Source organism: Shewanella kaireitica (assembly GCF_023284045.1).
In the GTDB taxonomy this organism is placed as follows: Bacteria; Pseudomonadota; Gammaproteobacteria; order Enterobacterales; family Shewanellaceae; genus Shewanella; species Shewanella kaireitica.
The window spans coordinates 16,385-29,971 of record NZ_JAKIKQ010000027.1 but is presented as its reverse complement, the minus strand read 5'-3'; the positions used below and the strand labels follow the sequence as shown (position 1 = coordinate 29,971).

Genomic DNA, 13,587 nt, shown 5'->3' with positions numbered 1-13,587 from the left:
ATTTGCGCTAGGCATCTCTAAGTAGCCTGTTGCCTGCTTCTGCAAGTTTTTCGGCGCTTTTCATTAGTTTGACTTGGATTTCGAATTGTCGACTTAGATCCATCGCAGCGATGAGTTCACCTACAGCTTGCACGTTGCTTGCTTCAAGAAATCCGCTACTCACTGTCACTTCATCGTTGGCGGGTAATGGTTGGCGATCTTGGGTGTATAGCAGGCCGTCGAGACCTTTAGTCATGATGTCCATGTCAGGGTTGACTAGCTTTAACTGACCCACCTCTTCGATGATGCCGTTTTCATCGGCAACGATACTTAGTCTGCCATCGTCACCGACAAACAGTTCGCGGTACTCCGGTAGTACGATAGGACCATCGACACCCGCAACAGGGCGGCCATCTAAGGTCAGTTGACCATTAGCATCGGGCACTATCGCACCAGAGCGGGTGTAGCCTTCGCCATCATCGGTCATGACTGAAAATAAGCCCGCGTCATTAATCGCCAGATCTAAGGTTCTGCCAGTAGGATTGAGTGCACCGCTTTGCTGGCTAAAACCGCTGCTTTGGGTTTGAGCCAGTACGCGAGTTTGCAGGCTGTTGCCTGTGGCTGCCACGGTCATGGCATTGACGCGTTCAAGATCCGCTTTAAAGCCAGTGGTGTCAGCATTGGCTAAATTGTTAGCGCGAATGGCTTGTGCTTCCATCACTCGGGCGGCGCCAGTTGCTGCGGTATATAGCATTCTGTCCATGAATGATCCCTAGATTGCGTTGAGCAAGGCTTGTTGCATGGTTGAGTTTGCATCGAGTACTTTGGCGTTTGACTGATAGTTGCGTTGGGCAGTCATCAAGCTCACCATCTCAGCTGTAGTATCGACATTTGACCCTTCAAGGTAACCAGATGCGACTGAACCCAATGTGCCGGTTGTTGGTGTGCCGACGATTGGCTGGCCTGCAGCATTGGTCGCAGTCCATGCGTTGTTGCTCACAGGAATAAGCCCGTTGGGGTTGTTAAAGTCAGCTAATACTACTTGGCCTTGCAGCTGCTCTTGACCATTGGTGTAAGTGCCAAAAAGCATACCGCTTTCATCTAAACGAATACCGTTGAGTTCACCTGAGGTGTAACCATTCTGGCTCAAGCTTGAGTTATTGTAGTCAGAGGCATATTGAGTGCTCTTGTCGTAACCCAGCGCTAAATTCAATGCGGATGCACCACCAATAATGGCTGGGTCGGCGATGTTGAGTGTTAGTGAATCGCCACCAGTTAACATACCGTCAGAGTCAAAAGTCAGCTGATGTCCGCCTGCAGGAGTCACATCAACGTCGTCCATCATGTAGTGAACAGACCAAGTATTATCGGCAGTTTTGACATAGTACTGAGTCAGCGCATGCTCATTGCCGAGTGAGTCATAGGCAGCAACGGTGCTTGATGAGTGGTAAGTGGCGGCATTGTCTGGATCGAATGGATTAGCCACAGTATCGATGCTATCAACCCGCGCGTCTAAATTTGAGATAAGCCCGATAGTAGAGGTTGCCTTAGCGGGAAGGGCGCCAGCTTCAACTTGTAAGTCGGTAACATTACCTGTTTGCAAGTTGCCTGTTGCGCCTACTGAATAGCCTTGTAGACGATTGCCCGCCGGGTCGGTCACAAAACCATCGGCATCTTGGTTGAACATCCCCGCACGAGCATACATGGTATTACCATCTTGGCTGCTAAGTACAAAGAAGCCGTCCCCTTGGATCCCCATATCGAGCTGACGACCGGTATAAGTTAAGCTGCCACCCATAGAGAAGTTTTGGCTGGTGGACATCACATTAACGCCGCCAGCTTGTCCGCCGTTATAGATAGCTGAAAACTCACTGCGCCCGCTGCGAAAGCCGACAGTTGAAGAGTTAGCAATGTTATTACTGATAGTATTTAGATCTTGTGTGGTCGCTTGTAGGCCACTTAACGCAATATTGAAAGACATCGATTAATCCTTTGCTAACAAGTTATGAGACTTCAGAGATTTCAAGCACTGACAGCGTGCCTAGACCATTGCCAAGCTCTGCCATCATCATTCCAGAGGCGCTGACAAAATGTATTTTTTCAATTTCGGCTTTAATGAAGGTGTCTGCGGTGGCGGTATCTTCACCGTTAGTTGTATTGGCGACAACGCTGTAATCACCGGGTGCAAGGCCGTGGGCTGCAGGGTCAATAGTGAATGCAGTATCACCAGCTTCTTGCGAGCCAAGCTCAATGGTATGCACCACATCGCCAAATTCATCGACCAGATCAATGCTGAGGTTTTCAACCGCACTGCCGAGGTACACCTTGCCGTCTAGCGGGGTATCGTCGATGCTGAACTCAGAGGCTGGCACCATGGCATTTTTGCCTACAAGATTGGCTGACTGCACTATGCCAAGGTTTTCCATCATCACCATTTGTGAAGACTGGTTAGCGCGCATCTGCTCTAAGCTCTCTACTTGGGAGAATTGAGCGAGTTGTGTCACGTACTCAGTGCCATCAATTGGATTGGTTGGGTCTTGGTTTTTTATTTGCGCAATCATCAAAGTCATGAACTCATTTTTAATCGCCGCCGCATCATTGCCGGGAGAGTTCATAACATCTGCTGAGTTGGCGATATCACTGCCATTACTGGCTGAAGTAACATTCATTATTTGGCTCCTAGCTGCAGTAAACCTTGCTGCATAGAGCGAGCGCGGTTCATTACTTCAACACTGGTTTCAAATGAACGGCTGGCAGCCATCATGTCTGCCATCTCTTCAACGGTATTAACGTTTGAATAGGCGACGTAACCTTGCTCATCAGCATAGGGATGATCGGGTTCATAACGTAGATCCAATGGTGCATCGGTTTCGACCACCGCGGATACTTCAACGTGAGCCCCAGCCACTTGCCCCTCTTGTTTTTGCTTATAGATAGTTGAGAACACAGGTTTAAGTGCGCGAAACGCTTGGTCTGGGCTTTCTGCAGCCGCACCTGCATTTGCCAAGTTACTGGCAACGGTGTTGAGCCTAATGGTTTGTGCATTCATGCCGGCTCCGGCAATCTGATAAATCTCTGAAAATGACATAATGTTGCCTATTGACCTTCGATAGCGGAGCGTAGACCTGAAATTTTCATATTGAGAAATGTCAGGCTAGTTTGATAATCCATGGCATTTTGTGAATACCGTGCTTGTTCTTTACCTAGCTCTACCGTGTTTTGATCCGCTGAGGTTTGGTATGGGATACGATAGCTTTCTTGATATTCTCGACTGGCAGGCATTCCAGCGTTGAGCTGGCTCATCATCGCTTTAAAGTCGAGGTCTCGTGCTTTATAACCGGGAGTTTCGGCATTGGCTAAGTTGCCCGCTAGCATTTTGCTACGCTCGACCCTGAAATCTAATGTTTGCGGATGAATGCCTAATGCGGCTTCGAGGTTGATAGCCATTGCGACTCCTAGTATGGTTAATACAATTCAGTTATCCCCTATCTATCCAAATAGTGTGCCAACAGTATTAGCTTAGGATTATCAATGTCTTACTTGTTTTCATTGTTAGTGAACGGAACCTACATTTCCTGTTTCCTGCTCATCTTTTCCTGTTTACTTCCGCAGCATGTTACAGCGCAAGAGGCGATAACTGCGCCGATACAGATTGAGCAGCAACTCAGCCAACGCCTTACTAATGAGCTAGAGGATTGGCAACTACAGGCGGGCCTGTTGCAGGTTAATAGCAAGGTTAACGTTAAGCTGGCATCGGGCGCCAATAAGCTTAAATCCTGTAAGACAACATTAGTGATCGAAGGCGGGAGTGCGGTGCCGCTTGGCAATGTGCAGCGCAAGGTGAGCTGTCAACAACCTAGATGGAGTCTTTATGTTCGGGCTGGGGTTAACGTAAGCGCCCGCTTACCTGTTGCCAAGCGAGCGATTAAGCGTGGCGAACATATTTTGGCCTCCGATATTGAGTGGCAGCTGGTCAAACTGTCTGTTTCAGATCGAGATTTGGTTACCGATATCGACCAGATAGTGGGGCAGCAAGTGGTGCGTAAATTGCGCCGTCATCGTGTTATAAAAGCCCAGCAACTTGGCAAGCCTCAATGGGTCAATATTGGTGATAAGGTTATTATCGAGGCGCGCAGTAATGGTTTCTACGCCAATATGCCTGGTGAGGCACTAGAAGCGGGCGGTGAGGGGGAAGCCATTCGAGTGCGTAACTTGAGTTCTGGCAAAGTCATCTCCGCTTATCCTATCGCTAAAGGGCGGGTCGCTACCCTGTTTTGATGGCCATTTATGCTCGCATTTTACCTTAGCGCAAGCTATCTGCGCTTTGGTTAAAAAAAACTCCAGTTTTCCCTTCAGAATTGCATTTGCTCAGTCGCTTTACTTCCTATAGTGGGCGTATTTGAAGGCGAGCCAAATGGAAATTAACAAAATTAATAGTGCAATGAGCACTGAAATGGGCACAAGCAAGAGCAATAGAGGCACTGTCCAGCCTTTAAAGCCAAGTTCTGATGTTGCAAAGGCAGCAGCGGCAGTCAGTGATGACTGTAAGCTTATTGCTCATGCTAAATCACGGCTTGAGCAACTACCTGATGTCGATATGAATAAGGTCGCTGAAGTAAGACAAAGTTTGATTGACGGCAACTTTGATCTCAACCTTGATAAAGTTGTAGACGCAATGGTGCTGCAACATGGTTGAGCCGATCAGCAAGAGTACTAAGCGAGAAACTATTCAAGGTATCGTACGCGGGATCCGCCAAGATATTGATGGATATAAACAACTTAAAAGTTTGTTAAAACGTCAGCGAGAGCTGATGCAAAGTCGAGATAATCAGGGCTTAAGTCACCACAATGAGCACCAGTCTCGTTTGTGCCATAACCTAATGATAAAAGCTGGCGAGCGCCGCAGTATGCTCAAGTCTTTAGGCTTTGAAGCGACAGCTGGTGGAATGCGTTCTTTGATTGAGCGATTACCAGAACCTTTGTCAGAGCAAGTGTCGATGTTGTGGAATAATTTGGTTTCATTGGTCAAAGAGAGCAAGCAGATGAATGAAGCCAATGGCAAGTTATTGGTTGCGCAGCAGGAGGTGATTAATCAACTACTGCAACGCGATGAGCAGCCTTCGGTAGACTACGGTGAACAGCGTTAGTTTATCGTGAGCCAGCATACCTGTTGACTTTTTTTGGACAAAATCGAGTCATCACCAAGAGTTTAAAAATGTATCGCAATCATATGCATTTCACCTGCCTTGAGCTTTTGCAAGCCGCCGTAAATATATCCCTATAGGCTCTACTAAATCATCCATGATTTAGAAGCTTGCACAGCTCAAAGGAAGTGAGTAGCTAGTATTAGATCCCAACTCGTTATTGGACAAAACCTTGTTAGAGTTAAAGCGCTTGGGGTGTTGAGTTTCTTTAGGGAAAGTATGGCAAACGGATATGCGGTAACGCCTCGTTAAGAGGCAAATAATGGTTGGCTAAAATAGGTGAACGGGGTGAACAAAAAGCCAACTGTTTTTTGTCCTTGTTTAATTTCTTGTTAGCTTTCTATTCAAATACACTCTGAATCAGCTGATATTATTGCGCCGTGGATATTGTGATCACCTTCTAATACAACTTTTCCTTGTTCAACGAAAGTGACTAACATTTTGCCATTTTCTAAGCGATGAATAGAAGGCTTAGCTATATTACCAAAGTCATGTTGAACAACTAACTCTTCATTACCTAACCCACCATTAGTATTTATACATTTACGCCATAAGGACAAACCTTTTCCTTCCTGAATAGGGTAAACATAATAAATATCAATATTACCATCAAGCCTTAAAATAGCTTTGGCATCATGAACAGTATCATCCGTTAGGGTAATAGGAGTATATTCACTCCATGTTTGACCATAGTTATTCGAGACTCTAAAGTGTGATTTGGTGATATAAATAGGCTTTCCGTTGGGTTTTTCTTTACTTGAACGGAACGATTTTTGAAAGAGATAAAGTAGCTTTCCATCAGAGAAAGATGAAAGGTGAGGCATAAAGCCAGCATTTCCGATATATCTCGGTGTTTCAAATTTAACACCATCTTTACTGATTGAAAAATACAATTTACAACATTTTTTATCGGTATAAACAAGAGCAACACTGTTATTCTTCATTACAGACCATCGAGCATTACTTGATAATGATAAAGGTACTTCTAATGATATTTTTTCTTGTTCTACGAGAGCAGAATCTTTAAATTTTGCTCTATAAGCAATAGCTTCAGATTTAAATCCATTTGATTCAATAAAATATAGCCAATCAACTCCATCTATTATTACGTGACTTATAGAAGATCGAATCAATGTGTTTTTATTGGGTAAAACAACTTTAGCGGTATCAAATTGAATCTTTTCGTTTAATACGTTTAACTCTGAATAGTGCAAATCTCCTTCATTCATTTCAAATCCTTTCCAAGATTCATAGACTAGAGTACTTGTATCTTTACTTTGAATTAGAGCACTAATATATTGAATTTCTGGTGGGTATTCGATTCGAGAAATACTTTCTTTCTGTAAAGGCAGTTCGTTTGCAGATAACGAAAACATGCCAATCATAAAAGCAATTAAAATGAATAACTGTTTTCTAACAGATTTATGACTGCACTGCATGATGGTTCATCCTTGAAAGCTAACGCCTCATTAAGAAGCAAAAAACAGTTGGTTAAAATAGCGAGGCACGCGCAAAAACCAACTGTTTTTTGTCCTGCTTTAATGATTTGTTATATTTATTTTTTAGGGTGAAGAAATACACCTATAAAATAAGTAATTGCTGTAACAAACAAATACAACCAATTGTTAGTAAATATAGTAACTGCCGCGACTAAAGAACCGAAATTAAATAAAACTCCAGAACATTCAGCTAATGCAATATCCATAAACTTTTTACCACGCTCGACTTCATCAGTTTTATCACTTTTGTGAGTCGCAAAGGAAAAGATAGTAAACAATATAAATGAGGAAATAACTAAAACCCAAAAAGTAGTCCAGTTTATTAAACCATAAACTTCATTAGCGGGGATATTTTCAGATGGTGATAAGTTATGCTTGAAAATATACAAACCAAGAAAAACAACCATAAAAATAACCCACAGCATGATGTTTGCAACTAATTTATAAAACACTGGTGTGTATTTTTCGCGAAATCCTGACATTAATACTCCATAAATATAACAGCTTATTCATTAGTCGCTCGATAACGTTCTTAGCAACTCGTTAATTTTTTAACAAGCTATCACTGCTAAGGCATTGCTGTAAATAGATAATTTCTAAGTTCAAGCTACATAAACTGCCTTGTTGAGTGAGGAGAAAGAGAGCCTAGGGTGTTCAATGGGTCCGTGTATCACTTTTTTATAATTTCCATCAGTTTGATTTTTTATAGGTTTTGTGAAATGTTAAAAAATTATCGATGCCTAGCAGGACAGTTTTTGGCATCTTTATTTGCGCGATAATGGGTCTTTTTAGTCACTTTTAGTTATACCTGTATAAATATTCAGCTTCATTTCAACCTACATGAGAATACGTAATCCACGTTTAACCTAAAGTTAGCTAACTTTGGGGCAAAATTGAGTTACAAAACTAACAGAAAACACCTATCCCCCATCGGAGTTGCCGAAGTACGTTGAAGAAATAGGCGTAATGCCCACAGGGATGTGGGCATAGCTTTCGCGGGACAGGATGTCCCATCGGAAGTGTTAGGCTATTTCGAATAAGTGCGAGGGAGACAACTTCGTCTGGGGCGCTGAGGGATTGCTAAGGGGCGCAAGCGCTTTGCCCCTTGGCTCGGGTGTGGGCGAAGCGCCACGACTTTTCTTTTCTAGAAATGAAAGCGAAGCTTGATATACCTAATAACTAACTCGTTTTGGACATTTCCGCGTTAAGCATCAAACCGAAAGGGTCTAAACTGAATCACTAGTTAACCTGTGTAGCCACGGCCGTGACCGTCTATGACAGGGATGTCATGGCCGCGCTTACAGGGATGTATTTATAGCGTGTCACGGCAGTGTCTGCACATGCGGTCATTGCTACACATTTGACCCATAGGGATATGGGAAATGTCATAATGATGTCGGGAATATCATCGACCATGTATTCACGACATTCGGATACCCTGTTCAGCAGCCACTGCTGGTGATTAAATACACCTTTATCCAAAGGTAAACACGTTTTAAAGCAACCCGAAATTAGAATAAACGGTTAGACCTCATAAAGATCAATCACGATAGGGCATAACGACTGGCGAGATCGTCTTGCTGCTTTTGTTCTAACCTTTCCTGCTGGGCTTGCTGTTGTTGTATTCGTTCTTGATATAGCCACTTTATTCCTTGCTGGCGACCAAGTTGCTGACGCCACAAGCTATCCATTCTTTGATGTTCCTGCTGCAATAATAACTGCTTACGAGTCAGCTGCTTTTGCATTGGTGCAATCGTTTCTATCATCTGGGCGCTATTTTGCAGCGTTATTGGTGACAGTGCGTTGCAACTTAGCTCGGTATACTCTTTTACCATCTGGCTTAATAGCTGTTTTTGTTGCGACACGGAGTCGATTCGGCATTGGGTTTCACTGCGCTGTTGACCTAACTGACCCAGCTTTTTCTCCTCTTGTTGGCAAAGCCTTAATAACTGTTTCATGACGGATCCATATTGGCTGGGGTATATCCCATGCTATTCACTAGCTGAGCGAGTGCATCGATACTGTGTGCATGGTCGGCTGCAACTGAAATTGATTGCTTTAAGAAGGTGGCCATGTGTGGATAAGCACTGACCGACAGATCCATTTCTGGATCATGGCCGGCTTGATAGCCACCTAGCGGCAGAAGATCTCGGATCTCGTTATAGCGGCTATTAATGTGCCTAAACCACTGTCCTTGATGTAGTGTTTCTTCACTTGCAACTTGGGTTGCTAGTCGACTTACCGAGGCGGCAATATCTATCGCTGGAAAGTGACCTTGTTCGGCCAGTTTTCGGCTTAAAACGATATGACCATCTAAGATCGCTCTCGCTGAATCGGCAATAGGGTCTTGTTGATCATCACCCTCGGTGAGTACGGTATAGAACGCGGTTAGGGTTCCTGTAGGGTGTTGGCTGTTGCCTGCCATCTCGACCAAGCTTGGCAGTTGGGCGAACGCCGAAGGCGGATAGCCTTTGGTGGCGGGCGGCTCACCTAAACTTAAGGCTATTTCTCGTTGAGCTTGGGCGTAGCGAGTCAATGAATCGACCAGTAACAGTACCTGTTTGCCTTGATCGCGATAGGCTGCAGCAATTTGATGACATAAGCGCATCGCGCGCATACGCATCAGTGGTGTGGTATCGGCAGGGGCGGCAACCACAACCGCACGTTTACGTCCCTCTTCTCCGAGAGAATCGTCGATAAACTCGCGAACTTCTCTGCCACGTTCACCAATCAAACCTACAACCACGACATCTGCTTCGGTGAAGCGGGTCATCATGCCTAGTAGGACACTTTTACCGACTCCTGAACCTGCAAAAAGTCCAAGGCGTTGTCCGCGGCCAACCGGGAGCAGTGCATTGATGGCTCTAATGCCCACATCGAGTGGTTCTTTGATTGGTTTACGTAATAAGGGATTGGTGGTTTTAAATTGCAGCGGCACATGGGGCATATGCTTGATACAGCCGAGATCATCTAGTGGTTGGCCAAGGCCATTTAGCACTCTACCGAGTAAACCTTGGCCTGAAGGGATTTGGTAGCGCCCTTCAATTGGCATCACACGTGCCCCTGGCATCAGGCTATGTGTCGGTTCGATTGGCATTAAGCACAGAGTATCTTTGTAAAAGCCGACGACTTCAGCTTCAACTCTGTGGTTGTCTCGACATTCGATATAACAGCGATCGCCGGTACCTAGTTGGCAACCTACTGCTTCGAGCAGCAGGCCATTTACTCGCGTTAAGCGACCATAAACCTGTGCGACTGGAACGCTAGGCCAGTCAAGAATATTACTATGCAGTTTCAACCTGAGCCTCAGTGGGGGTGACATTGTCAGCGACAGTTTGTTGCAGATGTTCTTCTACTTGTGCCATGCAGGTGTTGAGTCGGGTTTCAACAGAGGCATCTGCATCTGAAGTGTCACTCACAATGCGGCAACCACCGGCACTAATGCTGGCATCAGCCACTAAGCTCCAATCTTGGATCTTATCGGCAGCTAACTCTCGGAGTTTGTTGACGGCACTCGGTTCTAAATGGATTTTCACTTCGGTGGGATCATCTGGCAAAGCGGCTAATGTCTCTTCGACTAACCCGAGGATCTGCTGCGGTTGCAAGGTTAATTCACAGCGGATGACTTGCAGTGACACGCGTTTTACCAGTTCTAAAATCAACGACTGTTGCTGGCTGACTTGCTGGGCATGGCCCTCTTCAAGCAGTGACTTAAGCGCGCCTAGTGGGGCGATCATATTATTGAGGTCGGCATCTATGCTGTCTTTGCCTTTTTGCTGACCCTCAATTCGACCTTGATTAAAGCCTGCGGCGTAACCAGATTGGTGCCCCTCTTCGGTGCCAGACTCAAAGCCAGCTTGGTGACCCTTTTGCACCCCTTCGTCATAACCCTTATCAAAGGCTTGCTGAAAGTCCTGCCAGCTACCTTCACTTTGCTCTTGGCTATTTTCAGGGGTGACTAGCGGCGAGAAACGATGCTTGCGAGCATGATCGCCAGTCAGTCTCCAGTGTGGTAGCTGTTTTCCGATAGCACTAGTCATTAATCAACCACCTGTTCTTCAAATAATTGTAGCTCGATATCGCCTTCATCCATCATCTGTTTGGCAATTTCCATTATCTCTTTGCGAGCAGCAATTGCTTGGCTTAATGGAATTGTACCAATCGCTTCTATCTGGGTTTCGATTGCCGAAGACATACGTTTAGGCAGGGCTTCCAGTAGTGCTGATTTAAGTTCAGCATCAATTCCTTTAAGCGCTAGAGCAAGCACGTCAGCAGGTACGGCAGCCATGATCTCTTGTAGTGTCTCTGCTTTTTGTCGACCAAGAATAATGAAGTCGAACATATTATCGGCGACGTTATTAGCGAGCTGTTTATCATGCAGTTTTATCATCTCCATCAGCTGCTCTCTATCACCATCGAAACGGTTGAGAATGTCAGCCACTTGGCGAATACCGCTGACTTGCGTGTGGCTCTTCTCCATTGCCATCAACATGCAGCGCTCGACGAGTTGGCGCAGTTCATCAACGACCTCTCGATCGAGATCCCCTAGCTGAGCAATACGCACGAGTACTTCATCTTGACCGGCTTCCGGTAAACCTTGTAGCACCTGCGCAGCGCTTTCTGCTGGTAGTAGCCCTAATAGTACTGCTTGCAATTGGCTGTGCTCATTAGAGATTTCATGGGCGAGTAGTTGAGGATCTACCCACTCTAACCGTTTAACTAAAGTTTTAATCTCGTCGCCATAAATGCTGTCGATAAGACTCTTTGCTACCCGGTCGCCTAATGCTAAGTCGAGGGTTTTCTGTAAGTAAGAGCGTGATGCGCGAGCGATGCCTGACTGCTCCTGATAGCGTTTGAAAAAACGCCCTAATACAGCTTCTGCCTCATGCTGAGTGATGCTAGAGAGGCGAGCCATCTTGTGGCTCAGGTGTTGTACGTCATTGCGATCTAAGTGCGCCATAACATGGGCGGCACCTTTTTCTCCCATGCTAAGCAGTAACATGGCAGCTTGATCTAGGTTATCCATCTTGATTACGGGGTCGCTATTATTCACAGTTCGGGCTACCTATATTCAAAGCTAAAATACGATTAGATAAAATGGCATCGGGCTTAGGGTTAATGCTCATCTTTATCACTGATCCAATGGCCAATCACTTCAGCCACTCTTGCGGGCTCTTGATTTGCAAGTAAGCTTAGGTGTTCCATCTTGACTGCCAGTGGTGAGCCTGCTGCTGGTAGGCCGATATCTGAGTTCCAATCTCCGTGACTTGGGTCTTTGTCTAGCCCCATTAATTTATCGGCTAAAGCTTGTGGATCGTCTTGAGTGCTCGCTTTACGATCAAGCTCTGTAGTGGCAAGCTCTGCGGGTGGAATGCGCTTGGGCTCTATAGTCGTGCCATCATCTTTGAGGTTATATTCAACGGTGCGCGTAAGGTGTGAAACCAGCGGTCGTAGAACAAAGATGATCATTCCCAGCCCTAAGATAGCGCCGATGAAGTAACGTAAATAAGCTTGGTAGCTTTCACCTTGCCACCAAGGCATAGGCTCAAATTGCGCGACGGTAATAGGTGCAAATTCAAAGCTATTGATACTGAACTGGTCGCCTCTCGCTTGAGAGAAGCCAATGGCATCTTGCACCATGCTACTGAGTTGTTCGAGTTGTGGTTGTGTCCAGCCCGTTGTACCTGCTGCTTGGCTATTGAGTAGTACAGAAACCGATAGGTTTTCGAGTTGCATCTGTTGAAAACGGGTATGCCTTACAGAGCGACCTACATCAAACTGTCTACTCTCTTTTTGATTGATGTTACGACGGTTATTACTCTCTTCCGGAGTCGCAGTGGGTGGCTGATTGCTTAGTGCGCCTGGAATACCCAGTGCCATGTCGGCATTGGTTTCATTGCTGCTTTGATTTTCTTGGGTTACCACTGATACCGGATCAAGTGATTCTTTGGTCTCTTCAACTTGGTTAAAGTTAACCTTGGCAGAGACCTGTACTTGGAAGTTATCTTGACCCAGTATCGGTTGCAACATGCTTGAGGCACGGCCGATCAAACTTTGTTCTAGCTCTTGGGTGTATTTAAGTTGTCTATCTCTAGCTTGGGTAATGTCTTGATTGGCGCTTATTCCAGCACTCAAATGGTTACCGTTTTGGTCAACAACTTGTACCCGTTCTGGTGTCATTCCGGTCACACTGCCTGCAACCAAGTTGACGATGGACTCGATGTTTTCTGGTTGAATGTTGCTGCCTGAGTATAGATCTAGCATCACTGACGCTGAGGGCAGTTCGGGTTGCTGACGAATAAATAGGGTTTTCTTTGGTATGGCTAAATGGACTCGCGCACTTCTTACCGCTTTAAGTGCCATGATGGTGCGTGATAGCTCACCTTCTAAACTGTAACGATATTTGGCTTGCTCCATAAATTGGCTGGTACCAATACCTGAGTTTTCTAATGAGTCCATGCCTGATGGGACTTTAGCTTTAACACCACGGGCTGCAAGTAGCATGCGTGCTTGGCCGAGTTTGTCTTCAACAACCAGCACTAAACCGCTACTGGCATCAAGGCGATAACTGATCCCTTCAGCCTCTAATACTTCAATGATTTGCGCGGTATCAACATTTTCTTGGTTACCGTATAAAGGACGATAACCTTGGCTGGCACTCCATAACATCAATACAATGACGCAAGCTGCTACGATGGCAAAAACCGCAAGTACGGCAGCTTGTCGGTCACCACGATTAAAATCTCGCCATTTATCTTTGAGCGTATTGAGAGCTGCATTGTTATTTGCCGGTTCAGGTGTGGATGCCTCGGCTGTTATAGTTGTCGACATAGTCTAGTTATCCTTCCCCGAAAATATCACTTGAGCATTTAGGTGGTAATGTCTGCTTTGATTTTGTTTTATTT

At 45.4% G+C, this 13,587-nt stretch carries 15 protein-coding genes; 3 read left to right on the top strand and 12 right to left on the bottom strand.

All coding sequences use genetic code 11. The features are described 5' to 3' along the window. Positions 1-7: 7 nt before the first annotated feature. Genes L2730_RS21125 through L2730_RS21105 form a run of 5 tightly spaced genes read right to left on the bottom strand, consistent with a single transcriptional unit; the run spans position 8 to position 3,426 of the window. Positions 8-742, bottom strand: coding sequence for a flagellar basal body rod protein FlgF (locus L2730_RS21125; RefSeq protein ID WP_220739868.1), 735 nt, complete (start codon positions 740-742; stop codon positions 8-10). A gap of 9 nt (positions 743-751) precedes the next feature. Then, on the bottom strand, positions 752-1,960 hold the full coding sequence (flgE, locus tag L2730_RS21120; protein ID WP_248976391.1) for a flagellar hook protein FlgE: 1,209 nt from the start codon (positions 1,958-1,960) through the stop codon (positions 752-754). Between the two features lie 22 nt (positions 1,961-1,982). After that, positions 1,983-2,648 (bottom strand): flagellar hook capping FlgD N-terminal domain-containing protein, encoded by a 666-nt coding sequence (locus tag L2730_RS21115; protein WP_248976390.1) that lies wholly within the window; start codon positions 2,646-2,648, stop codon positions 1,983-1,985. Then, on the bottom strand, positions 2,648-3,067 hold the full coding sequence (gene flgC, locus L2730_RS21110) for a flagellar basal body rod protein FlgC (protein ID WP_248976389.1): 420 nt from the start codon (positions 3,065-3,067) through the stop codon (positions 2,648-2,650). Before flgC ends, L2730_RS21115 begins: the two co-directional genes overlap by 1 nt. An 8-nt stretch (positions 3,068-3,075) precedes the next feature. Next, positions 3,076-3,426, bottom strand: coding sequence for a flagellar basal body rod protein FlgB (locus L2730_RS21105; protein ID WP_220739860.1), 351 nt, complete (start codon positions 3,424-3,426; stop codon positions 3,076-3,078). Positions 3,427-3,510: 84 nt separating this feature from the next. Here L2730_RS21105 and flgA point away from each other — a divergent pair, with 84 nt between their 5' ends. The 3 genes from flgA (at position 3,511) to L2730_RS21090 (ending at position 5,126) form a co-directional block, all read left to right on the top strand. Then, on the top strand, positions 3,511-4,257 hold the full coding sequence (gene flgA, locus L2730_RS21100; protein ID WP_248976388.1) for a flagellar basal body P-ring formation chaperone FlgA: 747 nt from the start codon (positions 3,511-3,513) through the stop codon (positions 4,255-4,257). A 136-nt stretch (positions 4,258-4,393) separates the two neighbouring features. Beyond that, a complete protein-coding gene (gene flgM / locus L2730_RS21095; RefSeq protein ID WP_248976387.1) occupies positions 4,394-4,675 on the top strand; it encodes a flagellar biosynthesis anti-sigma factor FlgM in 282 nt (93 codons plus the stop codon). Beyond that, entirely contained in the window at positions 4,668-5,126 is a 459-nt protein-coding gene (locus L2730_RS21090; protein WP_248976386.1) for a flagellar protein FlgN, read from the top strand. The genes flgM and L2730_RS21090 overlap by 8 nt, the downstream gene beginning before the upstream one ends. A 401-nt stretch (positions 5,127-5,527) precedes the next feature. Here L2730_RS21090 and L2730_RS21085 read toward each other — a convergent pair whose 3' ends face one another. From L2730_RS21085 to fliF, 7 genes are all read right to left on the bottom strand, one after another. Further along, on the bottom strand, positions 5,528-6,622 hold the full coding sequence (locus L2730_RS21085; RefSeq protein ID WP_248976385.1) for a hypothetical protein: 1,095 nt from the start codon (positions 6,620-6,622) through the stop codon (positions 5,528-5,530). A 116-nt stretch (positions 6,623-6,738) separates the two neighbouring features. Beyond that, positions 6,739-7,164, bottom strand: a complete 426-nt coding sequence (locus L2730_RS21080; RefSeq protein ID WP_248976384.1) for a hypothetical protein — start codon at positions 7,162-7,164, stop codon at positions 6,739-6,741. A 1,062-nt stretch (positions 7,165-8,226) separates the two neighbouring features. Then, positions 8,227-8,640 (bottom strand): hypothetical protein, encoded by a 414-nt coding sequence (locus L2730_RS21075; RefSeq protein ID WP_248976383.1) that lies wholly within the window; start codon positions 8,638-8,640, stop codon positions 8,227-8,229. Further along, on the bottom strand, positions 8,637-10,004 hold the full coding sequence (locus L2730_RS21070) for a FliI/YscN family ATPase (RefSeq protein WP_248976382.1): 1,368 nt from the start codon (positions 10,002-10,004) through the stop codon (positions 8,637-8,639). Before L2730_RS21070 ends, L2730_RS21075 begins: the two co-directional genes overlap by 4 nt. Then, entirely contained in the window at positions 9,967-10,722 is a 756-nt protein-coding gene (gene fliH, locus L2730_RS21065; RefSeq protein ID WP_248976381.1) for a flagellar assembly protein FliH, read from the bottom strand. Before fliH ends, L2730_RS21070 begins: the two co-directional genes overlap by 38 nt. Further along, on the bottom strand, positions 10,722-11,708 hold the full coding sequence (locus tag L2730_RS21060) for a flagellar motor switch protein FliG (protein WP_248976411.1): 987 nt from the start codon (positions 11,706-11,708) through the stop codon (positions 10,722-10,724). Before L2730_RS21060 ends, fliH begins: the two co-directional genes overlap by 1 nt. A gap of 89 nt (positions 11,709-11,797) precedes the next feature. Then, positions 11,798-13,513, bottom strand: coding sequence for a flagellar basal-body MS-ring/collar protein FliF (gene fliF, locus L2730_RS21055; protein ID WP_248976380.1), 1,716 nt, complete (start codon positions 13,511-13,513; stop codon positions 11,798-11,800). Positions 13,514-13,587 lie beyond the last annotated feature (74 nt).